The organism is Mitsuaria sp. WAJ17 (genome assembly GCF_014174515.1).
Taxonomy (GTDB): domain Bacteria; phylum Pseudomonadota; class Gammaproteobacteria; order Burkholderiales; family Burkholderiaceae_C; genus Roseateles_B.
On the sequence record NZ_JACJUG010000029.1, the window covers coordinates 35873 to 53595 of the forward strand.

Consider the following 17723-nt stretch of genomic DNA (forward strand, 5'->3'; position numbering starts at 1 on the left):
GTCAGTCGGTCGGGCCTGGTGAGGGGGCCGGGTGGACGGAGGGCGCAGGCTGGGCCGGCAGGTCCAGCAAGTCCCAGAGGCCTGCATGATAGGTCCAATCGCGCGGCGCCTCCTCAACGACCTTGGCTCGCAGATGGGCCTCGAAGGCCTCGCGGGGCAGCTCGAAGGCGCCCAGGGAGGCCAGGTGGCGGGTGTTCTGCTGGCAATCGATCCAGGGGATGCCATGGTGCCTGCATAGGCAGACCAGGGCGGCCAGGGCGATCTTGGAGGCGTCGGTGCGGCGCATGAACATGGACTCGCCAAAGAACATGCGGCCGATGTTGACGCCGTAGAGCCCACCCGCGAGCTCCCCATCCATCCAGGTCTCGACGCTGTGCACCACGCCCTGGCGGGCCAGCTCCTGGTAGGCAGCCTGCATCTCGGGCAGGATCCAGGTGCCGCTCTGGCCCTCGCGCGGGCTGCTGGCGCAGGCGCGCAGGACCTCGGCCGTGGCGCTGTCCACCCGGATCTCGCAGCCGGGGGTCTGGCGGAATCGCTGCAGGGTCTTGCGCAGGGAGCGTGAGAGCTTGAAGTGGCGGGTCTGCAGCACCATGCGCGGGTCCGGGCTCCACCACAGGATGGGCTGGCCGCGGCCGTACCAGGGAAAGATGCCCAGCGAGTAGGCGGCCTTGAGGCGCTCCGGGGAGAGGTCACCGCCAGCGGCCAACAGGCCCGGCGCTTCCGAGCCGGGGCCCAGGGCCTGCGAGGCCGGGGGAAAATCCAGGGAATCGGGGGCCAGCCAGGGGATCATGGGCCCATGGTAGCCGCTGCCCGGCGGACGGCCCGGACTCGCCATACGTTCAAGAGAGGATCAGATGATCAAGGTCTACGGCATTGCCAACTGTGACACCGTCAAGAAGGCCCGCAGCTGGCTGGACGCGCAGGGGCTGCCCCATGAATTCCACGATTACAAGAAGGCCGGTGTGCCTGAAGCCCTGCTGTCGCAGTGGCAGGCCGCTCTGGGCTGGGAGCCCTTGGTCAACCGCAGCGGCACCACCTGGCGCAAGCTGGACGAGGCCCTGCGCGCGGGCGTGGTGGATGGCCCGTCCGCCCGCGTCCTGATGCTGGCCCAGCCCAGCGTGATCAAGCGCCCGCTGGTCGACTGGGGTGACGGCCGACTGAGTCTGGGCTTCAAGCCGGAGCAGTTCGAGGCCCTGCGCCGGGGCTGAGGGCCGTCCGGACTTGGTGCGTAGCGGGGCGTCATGCGCCAAGCTGGGGCGTTCTGGAGGTCCGGTCGCACTGGGTTGGTGCTTGCGTGGGCGGCTCGTCGCGCCCCAAGCTGGGCACTGTTCTTGCGTTCCTGGTGCGCGACGGGCCGCGCTGGTGCGGCCCGTCCTCACGCAACGCCCAGAAACGCCCCAAGGAAGCCCATGGAGTCCATCAAGCAAAGCGCCGACGCGCTCTTCATCCTGCTCGGCGCCATCATGGTGCTGGCCATGCACGCCGGCTTCGCCTTCCTTGAACTGGGCACGGTGCGCAAGAAGAACCAGGTCAATGCCCTGGTCAAGATCCTGGTGGACTTCGCGGTGTCCACCGTCGCCTACTTCCTGCTGGGCTACACGGTGGCCTACGGAGTGCACTTCTTCACCGGGGCCGAGGCCCTGGCCGCGAAGAACGGCTACGAGCTGGTCAAGTTCTTCTTCCTGCTGACCTTCGCGGCGGCCATCCCCGCCATCATCTCGGGCGGCATCGCCGAGCGTGCCCGCTTCGGCCCGCAGCTGATGGCCACGGCGGTCATCGTGGGCCTCATCTATCCTGCCTTCGAGGGCGTGGCCTGGAACCAGGCGCTGGGCATCCAGGCCTGGCTGAAGGCTCAGTTCGGGGCGGAGTTCCATGACTTCGCCGGCTCGGTCGTCGTGCACGCGGTGGGCGGTTGGATCGGCCTGGCCGCGGTGTTGCTGCTGGGCCCGCGGATGAACCGCTATCGCAAGGACGGCGCCATCAGCGCCCATCCGCCCTCCAGCATTCCCTTCCTGGCCCTGGGCGCCTGGGTGCTGGCCGTGGGCTGGTTCGGCTTCAACGTGATGAGCGCGCAGACCCTGGACAAGATCTCCGGCCTCGTCGCCGTCAACTCCCTGATGGCCATGGTGGGCGGCACCCTGGTGGCCGTACTGATGGGTCGCAACGACCCCGGCTTCGCCTACAACGGCCCCCTGGCCGGCCTGGTGGCCGTGTGCGCGGGCTCGGACGTCATGCACCCGCACGGCGCCCTGATCACAGGCGGCGTGGCCGGCTTCATCTTCGTGAAGATGTTCACCCTCACCCAGAACCGCTGGAAGATCGACGACGTGCTGGGCGTCTGGCCCCTGCACGGCCTGTGCGGCGCTTGGGGTGGCATCGCTTGCGGCATCTTCGGCACGCAGGTGGGCGGCGGCATCGGCGGCGTGAGCTTCTGGTCCCAGCTGCTGGGTACGCTGATGGGCGTGGCCTGGGCCCTGGCCGGCGGCTTCGTGGTCTACGGCCTGCTCAAGCGCTTCGTGGGCCTGCGCTTGAGCCAGGAGGAGGAGTTCGAGGGCGCCGACCTCTCCATCCACAAGATCGGCGCCACGCCGGACCGCGAGGTCAGCTGGTAAGCTGAGAACCTCTTTGACCCCCAAGCACCGCCCGCGGGCGGTGCTGCCGTTTCGAGCGTCCGCCATGTTCACAGGCATTGTTCAAGGCGTGGCCCAGGTGGCCGCGCTCAGCGACCGACCCGGTCTGCGCAGCTTCACCCTGCAGTTCCCGCCCGGTTTCTGCCAGGGCCTGGAGATCGGGGCCAGCGTGGCTTCGGACGGCGTCTGCCTCACGGTGGTCGCCCTGCACGAAGGCGATCGCGCGGACTTCGACGTCATGCAGCAGAGCCTGAACCTCACCACGCTGGGCGCGCTGCAGCTGGGCAGCCGCATCAACGTAGAACGGGCTGCGAAGGACGGCGCCGAGATCGGCGGCCATCCGCTCTCCGGCCACGTGGACTTCATGGCCACGGTGCAGGCCATCCGCCAGCCCGAAAACAACCACGTGATCCGCATCGGCGTGCCTGCACCCTGGATGCGCTACATCTTCGCCAAGGGCTATATCGCGGTGAACGGCGCCAGCCTCACCGTGGCCGAGGCCGGGCGCGAGCGCGACGGCTCGGGCTGGTTCGAGGTCTGGCTCATCCCGGAGACCCTGCGCATGACCACTTTCGGCGAGAAGGGCGTGGGTGCGCCGCTGCACATCGAGATCGAGCGCCAGACCCAGGTCCTGGTGGACACGGTGCGAGCTGCCGTGGATGAACGCCTGGGCCCACTGCTGCCCCATCTGGAGCAGTGGCTGGCGGAGAAGGGTCAGGTCTTGCCTGAGCTGCTGGGCTGAGGCCTCGCGCGCTGCACCAGGGGGGGCGTCATCGCTGCGCCACGCGCTGCAGCACGCCCTTCGCGCCGCTGAGGGCGCCGAGCCGGCTGCGCAGGTAGTCGCCCAGCCGCGCCTGCTGGCTGAAGGCCACGTTGAAGCGGATGTGCGGATCCGGCGTCTTGATCGCCGAGAAAGTGGCGCCCGGCACCAGCAGGATCTTGTTGCGCCAGGCGTCCTGCACCAGCTCGTCCACGTCCACGTCTTCGGGCACCGAGGCCCACAGGAAGAGGCCGCCCTCGGCGGGGTGGTCCAGCTGCAGGCCGGCCTGCTCCAGCAGCCGGCTGCACTGCAGGCGCGCCTGCTGGAGTCGGCGCTGCAGGCGGTCCAGGTGCTTGCGCAGGCGGCCGGCCATCAGCGCTTCCAGCAGCACGTATTCGTTCAGCGCAGCACTGCTGAGCACCGAGCAGATCTTGGCCCGCAGCAGCGGCTTGAGCAGTGCGGGCTCGGCGGCGATGTAGCCCATGCGCAGGGCCGGGCTCAGCACCTTGCAGAAGCTGGAGTAGTAGATGACGCCCTCCAGGCCCGCCAGCGCCGCCATCCGGCTGGGCTGGCCGGGGTGGAAATGCCCGTGGACGTCGTCCTCGGCGATCAGCAGGCCGTGCTGCCGCGCCAGAACGAGCAGGCGATGCAGGTTGGCCGGGCTGCTGCTCCAGCCGGTGGGGCTGTGCAGGGCCGGCTGCAGGAAGAGCAGACGAGGGCGGTGCTCGCGGCAGGCGGCTTCCAGCTGCGCCAGGTCCAGGCCATCCGGCCGCCGGCGGATCGCGATGGGCTGCACGCCCTGCTGGCGCAGCCGGTCGAACATCAGGAAGTAGCCCGGGTCCTCGACCAGCACCGTGTCGCCTGCGCGCAGGAAGCTGCGGCAGATGAGGTCGATGGCATGGGTGCCGCCATAGCAGGTCATCAGCCGTCCGGCGTCCACCGGCAGGCCCTGGCCACGCAGCAGCAGGGCGATGCGCTCGCGCAGCTCGGGCAGGCCCTGGGGCGGGCAGCGCGAGGCCATGCCCGCACTGCTGCGCGCCAGGCCACGCTGCACGGCGGCGGCGGGGATGGCGTCCTCCAGCCAGGACGGCGGCAGGGCGCCGCTGCTGGCCAGCAGTACGCCGGGGCGCTGGTCATTGGCCTGCTGGGCGAGCCAGACACCCTCCAGCGCGTCGCCGGCTTCCAGCCAGGACTCGTCGCGCTCCAGGGCTGGCGTCTCGCAGACGAAATAGCCCGCCGTGCCTCGCGATTCGATGCGGCCTGCGGACGCCAGACGGTCGTAGGCCAGCACCACGGTGTTGGGGCTCACGGCCAGTTGGGTGGCCAGGGCGCGGATGGAGGGCAGGCGGGCGCCGGGCGGCAGCTGGCGGCGTTCGATCAGGCCGGCCAGGCCGGTCTCGATCTGGTCGGCCAGGGGCTGGGCGGATTGGCGGTCGAGCGGGATCACTAGCGAAGCTTAGCGGAGAAAGCTCAGGGCCAGCACGGCCAGCGCGCCGGCCATGAAGAGGTTGAAGCCCCGCTGCACCGCCGGGCGTTCCAGCAGGCGCCGGATGGCCACGCCGAACAGCGCCCACAGCGAGATCGCCGGGAACCCCATCAGGACGCTCACCACGGCTACCACCAGGGCCGCTTGCAGAGGCGGGAGGCCGGCGGGCATGAAGACCGAGGCCAGGGTCACCGCCTTGAGCCAGTTCTTGGGGTTGATGAACTGGAACAGGGCGCCATGCGCGAAGCCCAGCGGCCGGGGCAGTGGCTGGGCTTGCGCGATGCTGGCGCCCCCGAGCTTCCAGGCCAGGAACAGCAGGTACAGGGCGCCACCCATGCGCAGTAGGTTCTGGGCCAGCGGCCAGGCCAGAAAGAGCTGGCCCAGGCCCAGGCAGCAGGCCATCGTCAGCACGAAGCCGCCCAGCAGGATGCCCAGGATCTGCGGCAGCGTGGCCCGGTAGCCAAAATTGGCGCCGGAGGTGGTGAGCATGACGTTGTTGGGACCGGGCGTGCCGGACATGAGCAGGCAGTAGCTCATCAGAGGGAGGAGGTCGGACATGGTGCGTGAGGCTTGAGAAGCAGCCCCGAGGCTAGGGGCGCAGCGCAAGCGATCCAAGATACAGACATCGCTCGCTGCCGCAACGCTGTGTCATGACTGGCAGGGCTACAGATGCCCGGGGTCAGGCCGTGGATGGGAATCCATGCATCGACCATGCGGCCTGCACCAGCCGCGGCGATGCTGCCGGCGAGGCAGGGCCAGGGGGCGAGGACTTTAGCGCGTCACCGCGCCCGAACAGGTACAAGCAGTGTGGAGGGCAGACCTGCAGCTTGGCGGCGCCGCGCTGACTCTCGAGGCAGCCCGGGCCGGGCTCACAGGAAGGGGTTTTCCGGCGCCCGGCGCGGGCCCAGTGCCTGGCCCGTCAGGCGGGCGTAGGCCTTGACAGCCACCTTGTTGATCCAGTCGGTGTTGGACACGCCGACCGCCGTGGCCGCGTGCCTGGCTCCACGGTGGCAGAGGTAGAGGATCTGGTCTGGCGTGAACTCGGCCACCACGATGTCCATGCAACCCACGACAACCTCGGCGGTGGCGTCCACTTCCATGTGCAAGGCCCACCAGGTACTGGGCTCGATGCTGGCGAGGCGCCCGTCCAGCTCCAGCAGCAGCTTTCTCGCCTTTTCCTCGCCAACACCTCCAGTGCCGCCGGTAGTCTTCCCCTCGGATCGATCGAAGGCCGTGGCCTCACGCTTTTCCAGCAGACGCCAGTACATGCTCAACAGGTCCGAGAGCCTGCCGGCCAGCTCGAAAGCCGAGACGTCCCTGACGCCTTCGCTGATGGCCAGCAGCAAGCCGTCCACGGTGGTGGTGGCCCGCTGCTCTTCCACGGCTTGCGTATGCTGGGCAGACTCATGACCCTGCAGGTTGTCCGTGACGAGCCGGTACAGACCTTCGAGGAAGCCCTCGACAGTCGTCCCGATCAGCGACTTGATCGAGTTCGTGATCAGCGTTTCTGCGACGGTGTGGTCCCCCTTTCCTTTGCTCGCACTGGTAGGCACGCGCTCGTGGAAGGTGATGTTGGCGATATAGGGGCCTCCCTCGTCCAGGAGGTGCACCGCAGCGAACCCGAAGGCCTGGATGGGCGGCGCATCGGACGCAATGGGGTCCTGCCCGAGCGTGACCGCCGCCTTGCTCCGCAGCTGGGCCTCTTTTGACTGCATGGCCGCTGCGGCCGGGTTCGCCGCCACCGCCGCTGCCCCGGCTTGCTGAGCGGCCCTGGATTCGCCTGGCCTCCCCGCTGCCCGCGCCCCCATCTGGTCGGCCTCGCGCTCCAGTGCCGCGTCGGTGTTGAGCGCAACCCCTTGCTTCATCTGCACCGTCGGTTTCACCCGCCCCTGCGCCTGCTGGACCACATGCCAGGCCTCGTGCGGCAGGTGCTGTTCCTGGCCCGGGCCCAGGTGGATGTCCTGCCCTTGTGCATAGGCATGGGCTTGCAGGGCGGCCGGCTTGCTGGAGTTGCGGTGCACGCGGACGCCCGACAGGTCGAGCCCGGAGAGGGACTCGATGCCGGCGCGCAGCGGCTCTGGCAGACCGTTGGCAGCCTGACTTGGCGCCGACGGCGCCAGGGCTCGGAGCTGAGCGATGCGCTGCTGCTGCGCCTGCTGGCGCGGTGCCTTCGCCAGGCTGACGCCCGCCGCTGGCGCCACGGCGCCGGCGCCAGCGGCGGGCAGCCGCGACGCGGAGCGGCTCGCCTGTCCCGGGGCGCGTGATTGGGACGGTGGCCGCATGGGCTTCACTCGGGACATCCCGGCTCCTTCCCATGCGGCAGCCGCCGGCTGAACTCATAGCAGGCGCGCAGCCACTGGATGTTGGACCCCAGGTCATCGAGCGGCCGGCCCGGGCCTTTCCAATGCGCAGCCAGGGCCTTTCGCAACGGGGCGACGGTGTCCATGTATTCATCGGGGAAGGCGATGATCTCGTAGACCAGCGGGAACTCGATATAGCCCAGTTTCACCAGCGCCCCCAGCTGCTCGTAGTGGTAGTGAACGGCGGCGAAATCGGCCATCTCGTCTGAAAGGTAGAAGGCCTCGCCGCTGCCGGCCTCGCGGATCTTCTCCTGGATGCGGGGGCGGATCTGCAGCCAGTTCGTGCTGAGGAAGCGGTGGGCGCGCCGCGCCATCTTGGCGTCCTCCGCGAAGAACTCCTTCACATGCGAGAGCGCCGCCAGGCGGCGGGACATGTCGCCCTTCACCGAGTTGTCCACGAACTCGCGAAACTGCCCCACCGAGATCGCCGCACCCACGATCACGCTGATGCCCGAGGCGATGCCAACAAGGCTGCGCCAGCGCAGCAGCGCGGTGCCCAGGCGGCCGCTGGCCAGCGTTGCCGATGTGTCGTCGTCCATGAGGTCGTCCTCAGGGGCGGGCGCGGGCCAGGCCGCTGCCGGTGGGCTCGGCCCGCCTCAGCAGCAGCAGCCAGGGGCGCTCGGCCTGGGGCAGAAGGCGGCCCTGGGCATCCAGGGCCGCCTCGGTCCAGACCACCCGCTCGTGCACATTGCCGCCGATGGCGCCGGCGCGGTCAGCCTGCACCTCCACGACCAGATCGCAGTGGAAGGGCCACAGGCGCTCGCGCTCCTGGCGCGTCAGGCGTTGCAGCTGGGCGAAGTTGTCGAAGCGCTGGATGGCCGCCTCGCGCGGGGCGCAGATCAGGTCGCCCACCCGCGGGCCGGCCGTGGCGGCATCCAGCAGCTCGAAGCTGCTGCGCCGGGGCTGCTCCAAGCTGGCGCGGATATAGCTCCAGTGCGCGGCGCTGGGCGGGAACTGCTGGGCGCTGAGGCCTGCGGTCTTGGCCAGGTAGGAGATGAAGGCGGCAGACCAGGGCAGCAGGGAGCCGTCCGGGTAGATCAGGCGCTGCAGCCCCTCCGCCTGACCGATGGCGAACCAGTAGTGCAACACCCGGCTGGTGAAGGCGGGCTCGGCCTCTGTGGGGCTGGCTTGGCCGCGCGGGCGCTCCAGCTCGTCGCTGCGCAGCTTCCAGCGCACCTGGCCCCACAGGGCCCACTCCTGTAGGGCCAACTGGGTGATGCGCGCGCTCCAGTCCGGGATGGCCACGGGGTGTCCGCCCAGGCCCTCGCCTTCGCTGCGCTCGATGGACTCCACGTCGGGCAGAGGGGGGGGCTCCACCCGCTGCGGGATCGCGGGCGGCGCCGATACGCTGGCGCAGCCCTGCAGGATGGCCAGCAGCAAGAAGGCGCTCAGCCGGGCTGGCCGCGAGGCCAGGGCGTCACGAAAGGAGGATCGCGGGGCGAGAGCAGGCATGAAGGACTCCGCTTGAGGCGATGGCAGCGGGAGCCGCAGTGTGGCCCGCGAGCGCGCTTGAGGCCTATCAGTCAAAAGCGGATTCCACCTGGGAGTAATACCGAAATGGACCGAAAAGATCCCGGCCCGCGCCGTGCCTGACGCGGCCCGGCAACGCGAGGCCGGGCCAGGTCTTGCGCCTGGTGCCGGACTTGGTAGTCTGGTTGCCGCCCCCGGTTAGGGACGGGGCAGGAGCACATGATGCAGTGGACGCTCAAGAAGCGACTGACGCTGGGATTCGGCGTCATGCTGGCCCTGCTGGCCCTGGTGGCCCTCGTGGGGCAGTATCAGCTGGGTCAGATTCAGTTCTACAACAGCCGGCTGGACTCGCGCGCCTTCCGCCTGTCCCTGGCCCAGGCCTGGGAGACGCAGGTGAAGCTGGCGGTGGCGACCAAGTCCACACTTCCCGCACTGGACGCCGAGCCGGTGGGCAAGCTCAAGGGCCTGGTCGAGGCTCGCGAGGAGCGGCAGCTGCTGGACGCCGCGCTGTCCTCCCAGGCGGGCGGGCCGGAGGCGCATCAGGCGGCGGTGGGCCAGCTTGCCGGTGGCCTGGTGCAGCTGCAGATCGCCGACAGCGGCCAGCTCCAGGCCGCCCTGAACCGCGCGGTGGCGCTGAACTGGAGCGCGCTGGCCATTGGCATCGTCCTTGGCGTGATCGTGGCCCTGCGCCTGCTGGCCGCCATCATGGCGCCGCTGCAGAAGGCCTCTGCCCTGGCCGGGCGCATTGCCGACGGGGACCTCACCGGCGCCGTGGGCAGCCATGCACAGGACGAGGTCGGCGCGCTGCTGGACGCGCTGGAACGCATGCAGGCCAAGCTGGCCACCCTGGTCGCTCAGGTGCGCAGCGGGGCGGAGTCGGTGGCCAATGCGTCCAAGGAGATCGCCTCGGGCAATCATGACCTCTCGGCCCGTACCGAGCAGCAGGCCGCCTCGCTGGAGGAGACCGCGTCCAGCATGGAGGAGCTGGGCTCCACCGTGCGGCACAACGCCGACAACGCCCACCAGGCCAAGCAGCTGGCGCAGCAGGCCTCGGACGTGGCCCGCGACGGCGGCGTCGTGGTGGGCCAGGTGGTGGACACCATGCGCGGCATCCACGAGGCCTCACGCAAGATCGGGGACATCATCGGCGTGATCGACGGCATCGCCTTCCAGACCAACATCCTCGCCCTGAACGCCGCGGTGGAAGCAGCCCGTGCGGGCGAGCAGGGCCGCGGCTTCGCGGTGGTGGCGGGCGAGGTGCGCAACCTGGCACAGCGCAGTGCCGAGGCCGCGCGCGAAATCAAGGCCCTGATCGGCGCCAGCATGGAGCGCGTAGAGAAGGGCACGGCCCTGGTCGATCAGGCCGGCGGCACCATGGGCGAGGTGGTGGGCGCCATCCAGCGCGTCAGTGACATCGTGGCCGAGATCTCTTCCGCCAGCGGCGAGCAGGCCAACGGCGTGACCCAGGTGGGCGAAGCCGTGCATCACATGGACCAGGCCACGCAGCAGAACGCGGCCCTGGTGGAGCAGATGGCCGCGGCGGCCAGCAGCCTGCAGGGGCAGGCGGACGAGCTGGTGCTGCAGGTGGGGGTGTTCAGGGTCCGATAGGCGGCGTGCGTGATGGGGCCAGGTCTTGACTACAGGGGTGAGGCTAGATTGCCTGGATGTTGCCGATCAGGGCGGCGAAGTTGGCCCGGATGTCAAGCTGGCTGAATTCGTTGTAGAGCGCCGTGGTCGCGGGCGATCGCCGCTTGTCCGGGGTGGCGACGCGGCGCAGTGCTTCCGCGCGAAGGGCATCCAGGCTCTCCCGCTTCGCGCTAGGGTCCAGCAGCGTGCGCATCTTGCTGACGCCATTGGGTATCTTCTTGCCGATGAACGCTTCACCTTCGTTGCTCCAGCGCGCCTCGAGCAGCTTGCTGCGAACCGTGTTGTAGAGCGTCAGGAAGTCGTTGACGGGGGCTGGCTGCAAGGCCACGGGCTGCACCACGCCGTGCCCGTTGCGTCTGCGCACATTTGCTTCCTGCAGCATCGCGGTCGCCTGCAGGTAGTAGTGGGTCTCGGTCAAGCCGCGATGCTGCAGCAGATAGAGGATATCGACCAGCACAGTGTCGTAGTGCGAGGCAGGTGCGACGCCTCTGGCGTACTGCTCGCGGCTGTCCAGCAGCGCGCGCTCGTCCGCCGTGAAGCCATGGTCGGTGGTCCTGAGCTGCGTCAGTACCTGCCAGTTGTTGTCCATGACGTCTATTTGAGCGTTGCTGCCGCTGACGGGGTCGGTGACCTGATTGATCGCCACCTGGGTCCCCTCGAACACGGGGCCGAGTGCGGCAGGGAGATGCATGTTGGCGTTGTGCAGCCCCTCGCCTTCGGGCACGTTGGTCTGGTACTGAAGGCCGGAGTTGACATGGCCCATCTCGTGGATGATGGCACTGACGAACGAATCCACCTCTGCGAATCGCCCCGTCTGCGTGTCCTGCTGGCCGAACGTGATGTTGTAGGTGCCGTCGGGATTGGCGCCGAAGCTTGCGATTGGTTGTGTGCCGGGGCTGTCCACGAAGTTCATCCGCGCGAGGTTCGCGAGGGAGTCCTCATAGGCATCCTGGAGCGCGCTATTGCCGTTGATGACGGCTCTGATCGCATGCAGCGTGGTGGACGGTGCCGCGGCAGCCCAAAGCGCGGCCTCTGAGCCGTAGACGACACGCTGGCTGACGCCTTGATCCAGCGCCTTGCCCAGCGGGGCAGGGCGCCGGCTGCTGAGCTCGGGCCGCTCGGCCTGGTGGCTCGGCGCTCCTGGTCCGCCCGATTCGTGCGTTGCCCGCTGGCCGGCCAGCTGCATCGCCCGGATCCCCATCAGGTCGGCCTCGCGTTCCAGTCCGGCATCGTCATTGACGGCCACGCCGCGTTTCATCTGCCGCGTGGGCTTCACCCGCCCCTGCGCCTGCTGCACCACGTGCCAGGCCTCGTGTGGCAGATGCTTCTCCTGGCCCGGCCCGAGGTGGATGTCCTGCCCTTGCGCATAGGCGTGGGCTTGCAGGGCCGCGGGCTTGGCAGAGTTTCGATGCACGCGCACCCCCGACATGTCCATGCCCGACAGCGTTTCGATGCCCCTTTGCAGTCCCTCGGGCAAGCCGCCGCGGGCGGGGGGCCCGGCCGCCGGTGCCGACCGGAGCTGCGCCATCCGCGCACCTTGCTGCTGCTGACGAGGAGTCTCCCGCCATGCCGAGACGGGGCTGGTGTCAACTCGCGCAGGACCTTCATGGGATGGTGCGGCCGCGCTGCGCGCAGGCTCGGCGCCCGTGGGCCTTTGGGCATGGGTGGGCTTGGACGACATGGTCAGAACCTCCTCAAGTACTTCGATGGGTGCGGTGTTCCGTCATGAGCAGCGCGCTGGGCCGCCACCTCATTTGGCCTGGCTCTTGGCGATGGAGTTGCCCACATTGGCCTCCATCTGGCGCCGGCGCTTGTTGTTCTTGGCGGCGCTGATGCGCGGGTTCTCCGTGCGGCCCTTGCCCGGCTTGTGCGAGGTGGTCTTGCCGGTGGGGCCTGTCTTCGAGTGTGAGGGCCCCAGCGAGTGGCCCTTGGCCTTGCGGGGGTTCAGCTGCGCGATCTGCGCGCTCTGCGCCTGCTGGCGAGGCGAGTCGGACGCCCCGTTCGCGCCCGCATGAGCGGCCGCCTGGCGCTGGACGGGCGCCACTGGCGCCAGGGTTTTCTCGTTCGACTTCATGGCTTCTCCACCTTTCTCTTGAGCAGCGCCACCAGCGCCGCGATGACAGGAATCGCAATGAGGGCCAGCAGCTGCGCGTTGCTGTTGCGTATGCCGGCCAGCGCTGGGTCGCACTCAAGCAGGGCAGCGCCCAGGATCACCGGCGGGATGCCCGCCAGGAAGGCCAGCTTCCCGTACTTCGCCCGCCATTCGCAGTTCCACTGGAAGGCGACCCAGGTCAGCAGTCCGGCCAGGATCAGCAGGTCGAAGAGCAGGCGCAGCAGCCAGCGGTTGGGGCAGACGAAGCCGCAGACGGCATCGCTGATGCCCAGGCCCGGATCACCCACGAAGACCCTGCGCAGCATTTCGCGCTGCTCGGGCTGGATCAGGCTGTTGGCCAGGGGCGAGGGCCAGAAGCCGATGCCGTCGAAGTTGTCCTGCACATAGACCAGGTCGTCCTGGTACTGCTGCGTGTCCATCTGCGGCAGCACCAGCAGCGGCACGACGCTGCGCAGAAAGATGCGCCGGTCCCCGCCCTTGAGCGCGGGGCTGGCCTCGATGGTGCTGCGCAGCTGCTTCTTGCTGTCCGTGCTGGGCTCCGACAGCAGGACCAGGAAGCGCAGCTGCACGTTGGTGTTGCGCTTGTAGTCAGCGTTGGTCTCGACGATGCGGCCGTTGAGCATGTCCGGCTTCTCGACGGCCTTGAGCAAATCGAAGAGCTTGTCCACCGCGAAGGGGCCGGCCTCGGCCATCATCCGATCGCTGAGCATGAGGTTGATGGCATAGCGGCGACTGGGGTTCTCGGCCAGCGCTTCGCCCAGGCCCTGGATGAAGCGCGGGTAGAAGGCCGCGAAGCGGTCGGCCAGCACAGGGTCCTTGCTGCGGTCGGGCAGTTGGTCGAAGTAGACCGTCAGGCCATCGCCCGCGTACTGCACCTCGGCAAAGCCGGGTAGCCAGGACCGGGCCCTGGCCTTCCAGCCTTTGAGCGGGGTGTCCAGCAGGTCCCGGGCATGGCGCGGAACCTGGGTGCTGAGCCGTGCCAGCAGGGCCTCGCGTGCCTGGGCGGGCTCGGTGGCCAGGAAGCGCCAGTCGCGGCGGTAGATGCCGAAGTCGATGCGGGTGTCGTAGCGGCGGGCGGTGTCGATGTAGGCGACCTGGTCCGCCGCCAGCGAGGGGAGGCTCAGGTCTTGATCCAGCGCCAGGGCGAAGGGCGTGATGCGGTGGATCAGGCTGAAGTCCATGGGCTGGGGCGGCTCGGGATTCAGCCAGTTGGGGGCGATGGCGTAGATCAGCTGCCGGGCCCGCGCATTGGCGCAATGGCAGTCCGGCGTGGCGGTCCACTGCGGCGGGCCGGCCCACAGCAGCCGTTCGCGTGCGGCGGCGTCCGCCAGCCACTCACGCAGGGCCGGCGGCAGCAGCCATGTCGGCAGTTCGCGCAGGGAGAGCTGCTCGGCGGCCGCAGGCAGAGCGCCGGCGGCGGCACTCGCCGCACTCGCCGCACTCGCGGCACTCGCGGCAGCCAGGGGGCGCCGGGCTCCGGTCTTGGCCGAGGCAGGTTTGCCGGCCTGGGCGCCGTCCTCGCTCGGGGAATTCAGCGCCTTTTTGCAGGTCTCGGCCAGCTGCCGGGCGTCGGGTGCCTGCCGCTTCAGGCGCTGTGCCTCTGCCGTCACCAGCTGGCGCACCTGTGCGCAGGCCAGCGCGTCCACCGCGGCCAGGAAGAGGGCGCGGCTGGGGTACTCGATGCCCATCACCGGCTCCATCCACAGGGGCAGCTGCTTGTTCTGGTCCTCGGTCCAGGCCATGCCCGCGGGTGGCGGCAGCGTGGGGGCGGTGGGGTCCGGGGCCGCAGCGCTGGCCGCGGGGTCGCTGGCGGCGGCGCCCTCGGTGCCGGCCGGGTTGCCCGCATCGGCGCCCCCGGCCGGCTTGACGAGGGTGGCCAGTGCGTCCAGTTGGGCGGGCTGCAGCTGGTAGACGATGGCGGTGGCCGCGCGGCTCTGGGTCTTGCCCAGCTCGCGACGATCGACCTGGCTCAGCGGCGGCACGGGGCTGCTGGCTGCGGAGGCGGCCGGCTCCGGCTTGCGAACCGGCAGGATGCGCAGCATATAGGCCTGGCCGGCCACGCGGCCGGCGCCGTCTTCCACGCTGAGCCGGAAGCGGTAGAGCCCGGCTTTGGTGGGAATGCCGCCCAGCGGGCCGGCAGGGTCCAGGCTCAGGCCGTCAGGAAGGCTGCCCTCGGCCAGGCTGAAGACATAGGGCGGCTTGCCGCCGACGGCCCGCACCTCGCGCAAGTAGCGAACGCCCACCGTGCCATTGGGCAGGTAGTCGGGGCGGCGCTCCATGCTCAGCGGGTCGGGGTCCACGCAGGCCGGGCGCGGCGAGGCGCTGCACTGGGCGGAGGCCGGCAGCTGGATGCTGGAGACGGAGGGCGTGAGGTTCACGGGCCGGGCCTCGGCCGCAGCGGTCGGGGCCGGGGCAGCTGCCGCAGAGGCCGGCGCAGGCCTGGCGGGGGCAGCTGCGCTGGCAGGTGTGTTGGCAGGGGCGTTGAAGGGTGCGCTGGCCGGCACCGCTGCTTGTGTCTGTGCAGGGCCCGCGCCCGCCCCGTCGCTCCAGATGGCCAGGCCTGTGGGCAGCAGGGCCAGGGCCAGCAACGGGGCCAGGCGGGCAGCGCGCCGCAGCAGGGCCGGCGGCAGGCGTCCTTCAGGCGCTAGGCGGCTCATAGGGTCCTCCCTTCCTTGCGCAGCTCCTTGGCCAGGCCGGTGCGCAGCTCCAGCAGGCGGATCTGCTGGCGGCCATCGCGCAGGGCGCTGAGCGCTGCATGGCGGATCACGTTGGCGATGGCGCCGCCGGCCAGCTCGTAGCGCTGTGCCAGGCCGATCAGGTCCACCTCGGGGGCCAGGTGTTGCGCGGCCAGCATGCCTTGCCACAGGCGCAGGCGGGCATCGGCATCGGGCATGGGGAAATAGATCATCGATTGAAAGCGGCGCGAGAAGGCCTCGTCCAGGTTGCTGCGCAGATTGCTGGCGAGGATGACCACGCCGGGGAAGTCCTCCACGCGCTGCAGGAGGTAGGCGATCTCCTGGTTGGCATGGTGGTCGTTGGCGTTGCTGACGGCGCCTCGCTTGCCGAACAGCGCGTCCGCTTCGTCGAAGAACAGGATCCAGCGCCGCGTGGCGGCCTGGTCGAAGACGCGGGCCAGGTTTTTCTCCGTCTCACCGATGTACTTGGAGACCACCATGGAGAGGTCGATGCGGTAGACGTCCGCGCCGGTGCGCTGGCCGATGAGCGTGGCCGTCAGCGTCTTGCCCGTACCGGGGGGGCCGTGGAAGAGGGCGCGGTAGCCGGGTTTGAGCGCTCGGGCCAGGCCCCAGTCCTGCATCAAGACCTGACCCTGCTGCATCCAGGCGCAGATCTGCTCCACCTCGTCCAGCACATCGGGCGGCAGCACCAGGTCGCTCCAGTCCAGGGGCGACTCGATGCGCTTGGCGGGGAACTGCAGGCTGTAGTCGGGCCGCTCGGCTGTCCCGCTGCTGAGCAGCTGCAGGGCCTCGCTGCTGAGCTGCAGGGTGCCGCTGAGCCGGGGCTCGCCGGCCGGTGGCAGGTCCAGCTGCAGGAAGCCGCGCTGCACCAGCGGGTGGCGCGGGTCGAAGAGGTCCAGAAGTGCCACGCGCCGCGGCAGGGACTCGCCTGCGATCAGGAAGGCCGCCGTCTCGCCCGTGGGCAGGAAGCCGCCATGGGCCTGGGCCTTGATGCCGCCGAACTCGGTGAAGCCGCGTTCCAGGTTCTCGTTGCGCATGAAGAGCAGGTCCAGGGCCGCCGGGCGCAGATGGGGCACCAGGCCCAGGGCCAGCAGCAGGCGCTCCTCGGGGCCCAGACGCATTTCGTCCACCCAGCGGCCCAGCTCGCTGCCGGCGGGCGGCGCGGGCGGCGGCTCGGCCGCCTCCAGGCCCTCTTTGCGCTGCTGGAAATGCTGCTCCAGGCGCAGGGTCAGCACGCGGTCCAGCCAGTCCAGCTCCTGCTCCAGGGCCAGGCTGTGCGGGGTCTCAGCGCCATTCCACATGCAGCACTCCTTCCATCCACGGCAGGCGTATCGTCGAGAAGCCCCAGGGCAGGCGGTCCAGCAGCACGTCCAGGCCGCGCTTCTCCACCCGAAGGCGCCAGGCCGGTGGGGCGTCCGTGCGCGGCTTCTCCTTCATCAGACGACCCTGGCGCTGCAGAAAGGTCTCGCGCAGGCCCGCCACCGAGGTGTGGCCCAGGGCCTTCCAGTGCGCAATCACGGCCTGCAGCATCTGCTCCAGCACGGCGAGCGTGTCCGCCGGCAGGGGCGGCACCACAGGCAGCAATGTGGCCGGGCTGGCGCCGCACAGCAGGCGGGACAGCACGCCGTGGCACTCCTCCCGTGGCTGGCTGCCGTGGCACAGCTGCTGCAGGCATTGCACGGCCACGGCGCGCGCGGTCTCGTCGCGGAAGTGGCCCTGGTCCAGCAGGTCCAGGTGCTTGAACAGGCGTTCGGCGTAGGCCGCCAGCAGGACCTGGCCGGCGTCATCGACCCAGATGGGCTCGCGCTCTGGCATGGGCAGCGGCTGCGCGGCCGCGGGTGCGGGTGGACGCTGCTGCTGATAGGCCTCGCGCAAGGCGCCGGCTTCGGGGGGGCGGCCTTCCAGAAAGAAGACGCGGCACAGGCGGCGCCAGTGCTCGGCCAGTGCCGCGGCGGGCTCCTGCATGGCCTGGCCCAGCCAGCGCAGCAGGCGACCTGCCCGCTGCTGCAGGCCCTGCGTCGCGGCGCCGAATTGGGCGCGGATCATCTGCCAGCGCCGGGACTCGTCGAACAGGCGTACCCAGCGCGCGCAGGCTTGCTCGCTGCTGAGCAGGCGAGCCAGGCGTAGGCGCTGTGGCCATTGCCAGCAGCCCTGCTCGCACTGGCGGGCGAGGCCCTGCAGTGCGCGGTCCAGGGGGGCGCTGGAGGGCATGGCGTCCGCGGCACGTCGATCGGGCCGGGGCGGCGCGGGCGGCAGCCAGGGCTCCGGGGGCGGGGCGGCGGGCGTGGCTTCGGCAGGGCGTGGTCGGCGCTGGGGAGGGGCCTCTGGTTGCTCCCAGCGCTTCCAGGCGGCCTCCCAGAAGCGCTGCCAGCCGGCATGGCTGTCAGGCAGGCGCTCGCCGCGGGCCAGGGCTTCCAGGCAGGCCTCCATCAGCAGACCCTGCAGGCGCGACAGGCCCGGCCGCAGTCCCGGCAGAGCGCGCCGCTGCAGGCGCAGGGCCGTCTGGCGCAGAGATTCGGCCCAGTGCAGGGCCGGCGCCGCCTGGGGCAGCTGCAGGGCCT

Annotated in this window: 15 protein-coding genes; 4 read left to right on the forward strand and 11 right to left on the reverse strand. The window is 70.0% G+C overall.

Annotation, left to right across the window (positions count from 1 at the left end; genetic code table 11):
- Nucleotide 1 precedes the first annotated feature (1 nt).
- Entirely contained in the window at nt 2-790 is a 789-nt protein-coding gene (aat, locus tag H5407_RS19575) for a leucyl/phenylalanyl-tRNA--protein transferase (RefSeq protein WP_183106176.1), read from the reverse strand.
- A 64-nt stretch (nt 791-854) separates the two neighbouring features.
- Between aat and H5407_RS19580 the strand changes: the two genes are divergently transcribed.
- The 3 genes from H5407_RS19580 to H5407_RS19590 all read left to right on the forward strand — a co-directional run bounded on the left by H5407_RS19580 (nt 855) and on the right by H5407_RS19590 (nt 3372).
- The gene (locus H5407_RS19580) at nt 855-1208 is read left to right on the forward strand and encodes an ArsC family reductase (protein WP_183106177.1); all 354 of its coding nucleotides are present in this window, start codon (nt 855-857) and stop codon (nt 1206-1208) included.
- A 201-nt stretch (nt 1209-1409) separates the two neighbouring features.
- Nucleotides 1410-2612, forward strand: coding sequence for an ammonium transporter (locus H5407_RS19585; RefSeq protein WP_183106178.1), 1203 nt, complete (start codon nt 1410-1412; stop codon nt 2610-2612).
- Between the two features lie 64 nt (nt 2613-2676).
- Nucleotides 2677-3372 (forward strand): riboflavin synthase subunit alpha, encoded by a 696-nt coding sequence (locus H5407_RS19590; protein WP_183106179.1) that lies wholly within the window; start codon nt 2677-2679, stop codon nt 3370-3372.
- 28 nt (nt 3373-3400) lie between these two features.
- Here the strand turns inward: H5407_RS19590 and H5407_RS19595 are convergent, their stop codons facing one another.
- The 5 genes from H5407_RS19595 to H5407_RS19615 all read right to left on the reverse strand — a co-directional run bounded on the left by H5407_RS19595 (nt 3401) and on the right by H5407_RS19615 (nt 8688).
- Complete coding sequence (locus H5407_RS19595) at nt 3401-4837, reverse strand: PLP-dependent aminotransferase family protein (protein ID WP_183106180.1); 1437 nt, start codon at nt 4835-4837, stop codon at nt 3401-3403.
- Nucleotides 4838-4846: 9 nt separating this feature from the next.
- Nucleotides 4847-5434: a LysE family translocator gene (locus H5407_RS19600; RefSeq protein ID WP_183106181.1), complete on the reverse strand. Its 588-nt coding sequence runs from the start codon at nt 5432-5434 to the stop codon at nt 4847-4849.
- A gap of 311 nt (nt 5435-5745) precedes the next feature.
- Nucleotides 5746-7176: a DUF4157 domain-containing protein gene (locus H5407_RS19605; protein WP_183106182.1), complete on the reverse strand. Its 1431-nt coding sequence runs from the start codon at nt 7174-7176 to the stop codon at nt 5746-5748.
- Nucleotides 7164-7775, reverse strand: coding sequence for a hypothetical protein (locus H5407_RS19610; protein WP_183106183.1), 612 nt, complete (start codon nt 7773-7775; stop codon nt 7164-7166). Before H5407_RS19610 ends, H5407_RS19605 begins: the two co-directional genes overlap by 13 nt.
- Nucleotides 7776-7785: 10 nt before the next feature.
- Nucleotides 7786-8688 carry a DUF2272 domain-containing protein gene (locus H5407_RS19615; protein WP_183106184.1) on the reverse strand — a complete coding sequence of 301 codons (903 nt, stop codon included), beginning with the start codon at nt 8686-8688 and terminating at the stop codon, nt 7786-7788.
- A 237-nt stretch (nt 8689-8925) separates the two neighbouring features.
- Here H5407_RS19615 and H5407_RS19620 point away from each other — a divergent pair, with 237 nt between their 5' ends.
- On the forward strand, nt 8926-10314 hold the full coding sequence (locus tag H5407_RS19620; protein WP_183106185.1) for a methyl-accepting chemotaxis protein: 1389 nt from the start codon (nt 8926-8928) through the stop codon (nt 10312-10314).
- A 43-nt stretch (nt 10315-10357) separates the two neighbouring features.
- Here H5407_RS19620 and H5407_RS19625 read toward each other — a convergent pair whose 3' ends face one another.
- The 5 genes from H5407_RS19625 to H5407_RS19645 form a co-directional block, all read right to left on the reverse strand.
- Nucleotides 10358-12034 (reverse strand): DUF4157 domain-containing protein, encoded by a 1677-nt coding sequence (locus H5407_RS19625; RefSeq protein WP_183106186.1) that lies wholly within the window; start codon nt 12032-12034, stop codon nt 10358-10360.
- 69 nt (nt 12035-12103) lie between these two features.
- Nucleotides 12104-12427 carry a hypothetical protein gene (locus tag H5407_RS19630; protein WP_183106187.1) on the reverse strand — a complete coding sequence of 108 codons (324 nt, stop codon included), beginning with the start codon at nt 12425-12427 and terminating at the stop codon, nt 12104-12106.
- The gene (locus H5407_RS19635) at nt 12424-15123 is read right to left on the reverse strand and encodes an Ig domain-containing protein (RefSeq protein WP_183106188.1); all 2700 of its coding nucleotides are present in this window, start codon (nt 15121-15123) and stop codon (nt 12424-12426) included. The genes H5407_RS19630 and H5407_RS19635 overlap by 4 nt, the downstream gene beginning before the upstream one ends.
- Entirely contained in the window at nt 15120-16463 is a 1344-nt protein-coding gene (locus H5407_RS19640) for an ATP-binding protein (RefSeq protein WP_183106189.1), read from the reverse strand. Before H5407_RS19640 ends, H5407_RS19635 begins: the two co-directional genes overlap by 4 nt.
- The coding region (locus H5407_RS19645; RefSeq protein WP_255501335.1) for a contractile injection system tape measure protein at nt 16447-17723 on the reverse strand (1277 nt) is incomplete at its 5' end. The genes H5407_RS19640 and H5407_RS19645, both read right to left, overlap by 17 nt.

Bases quoted from the DNA above. Each gene is read 5' to 3' on its own strand.
- aat (WP_183106176.1), bottom strand. From the start codon at position 790: ATGATCCCCTGGCTGGCCCCCGATTCCCTGGATTTTCCCCCGGCCTCG.
- H5407_RS19580 (WP_183106177.1), top strand. From the start codon at position 855: ATGATCAAGGTCTACGGCATTGCCAACTGTGACACCGTCAAGAAGGCC.
- H5407_RS19585 (WP_183106178.1), top strand. From the start codon at position 1,410: ATGGAGTCCATCAAGCAAAGCGCCGACGCGCTCTTCATCCTGCTCGGC.
- H5407_RS19590 (WP_183106179.1), top strand. From the start codon at position 2,677: ATGTTCACAGGCATTGTTCAAGGCGTGGCCCAGGTGGCCGCGCTCAGC.
- H5407_RS19600 (WP_183106181.1), bottom strand. From the start codon at position 5,434: ATGTCCGACCTCCTCCCTCTGATGAGCTACTGCCTGCTCATGTCCGGC.
- H5407_RS19605 (WP_183106182.1), bottom strand. From the start codon at position 7,176: ATGTCCCGAGTGAAGCCCATGCGGCCACCGTCCCAATCACGCGCCCCG.
- H5407_RS19610 (WP_183106183.1), bottom strand. From the start codon at position 7,775: ATGGACGACGACACATCGGCAACGCTGGCCAGCGGCCGCCTGGGCACC.
- H5407_RS19615 (WP_183106184.1), bottom strand. From the start codon at position 8,688: ATGCCTGCTCTCGCCCCGCGATCCTCCTTTCGTGACGCCCTGGCCTCG.
- H5407_RS19620 (WP_183106185.1), top strand. From the start codon at position 8,926: ATGATGCAGTGGACGCTCAAGAAGCGACTGACGCTGGGATTCGGCGTC.
- H5407_RS19625 (WP_183106186.1), bottom strand. From the start codon at position 12,034: ATGTCGTCCAAGCCCACCCATGCCCAAAGGCCCACGGGCGCCGAGCCT.
- H5407_RS19630 (WP_183106187.1), bottom strand. From the start codon at position 12,427: ATGAAGTCGAACGAGAAAACCCTGGCGCCAGTGGCGCCCGTCCAGCGC.
- H5407_RS19635 (WP_183106188.1), bottom strand. From the start codon at position 15,123: ATGAGCCGCCTAGCGCCTGAAGGACGCCTGCCGCCGGCCCTGCTGCGG.
- H5407_RS19640 (WP_183106189.1), bottom strand. From the start codon at position 16,463: ATGTGGAATGGCGCTGAGACCCCGCACAGCCTGGCCCTGGAGCAGGAG.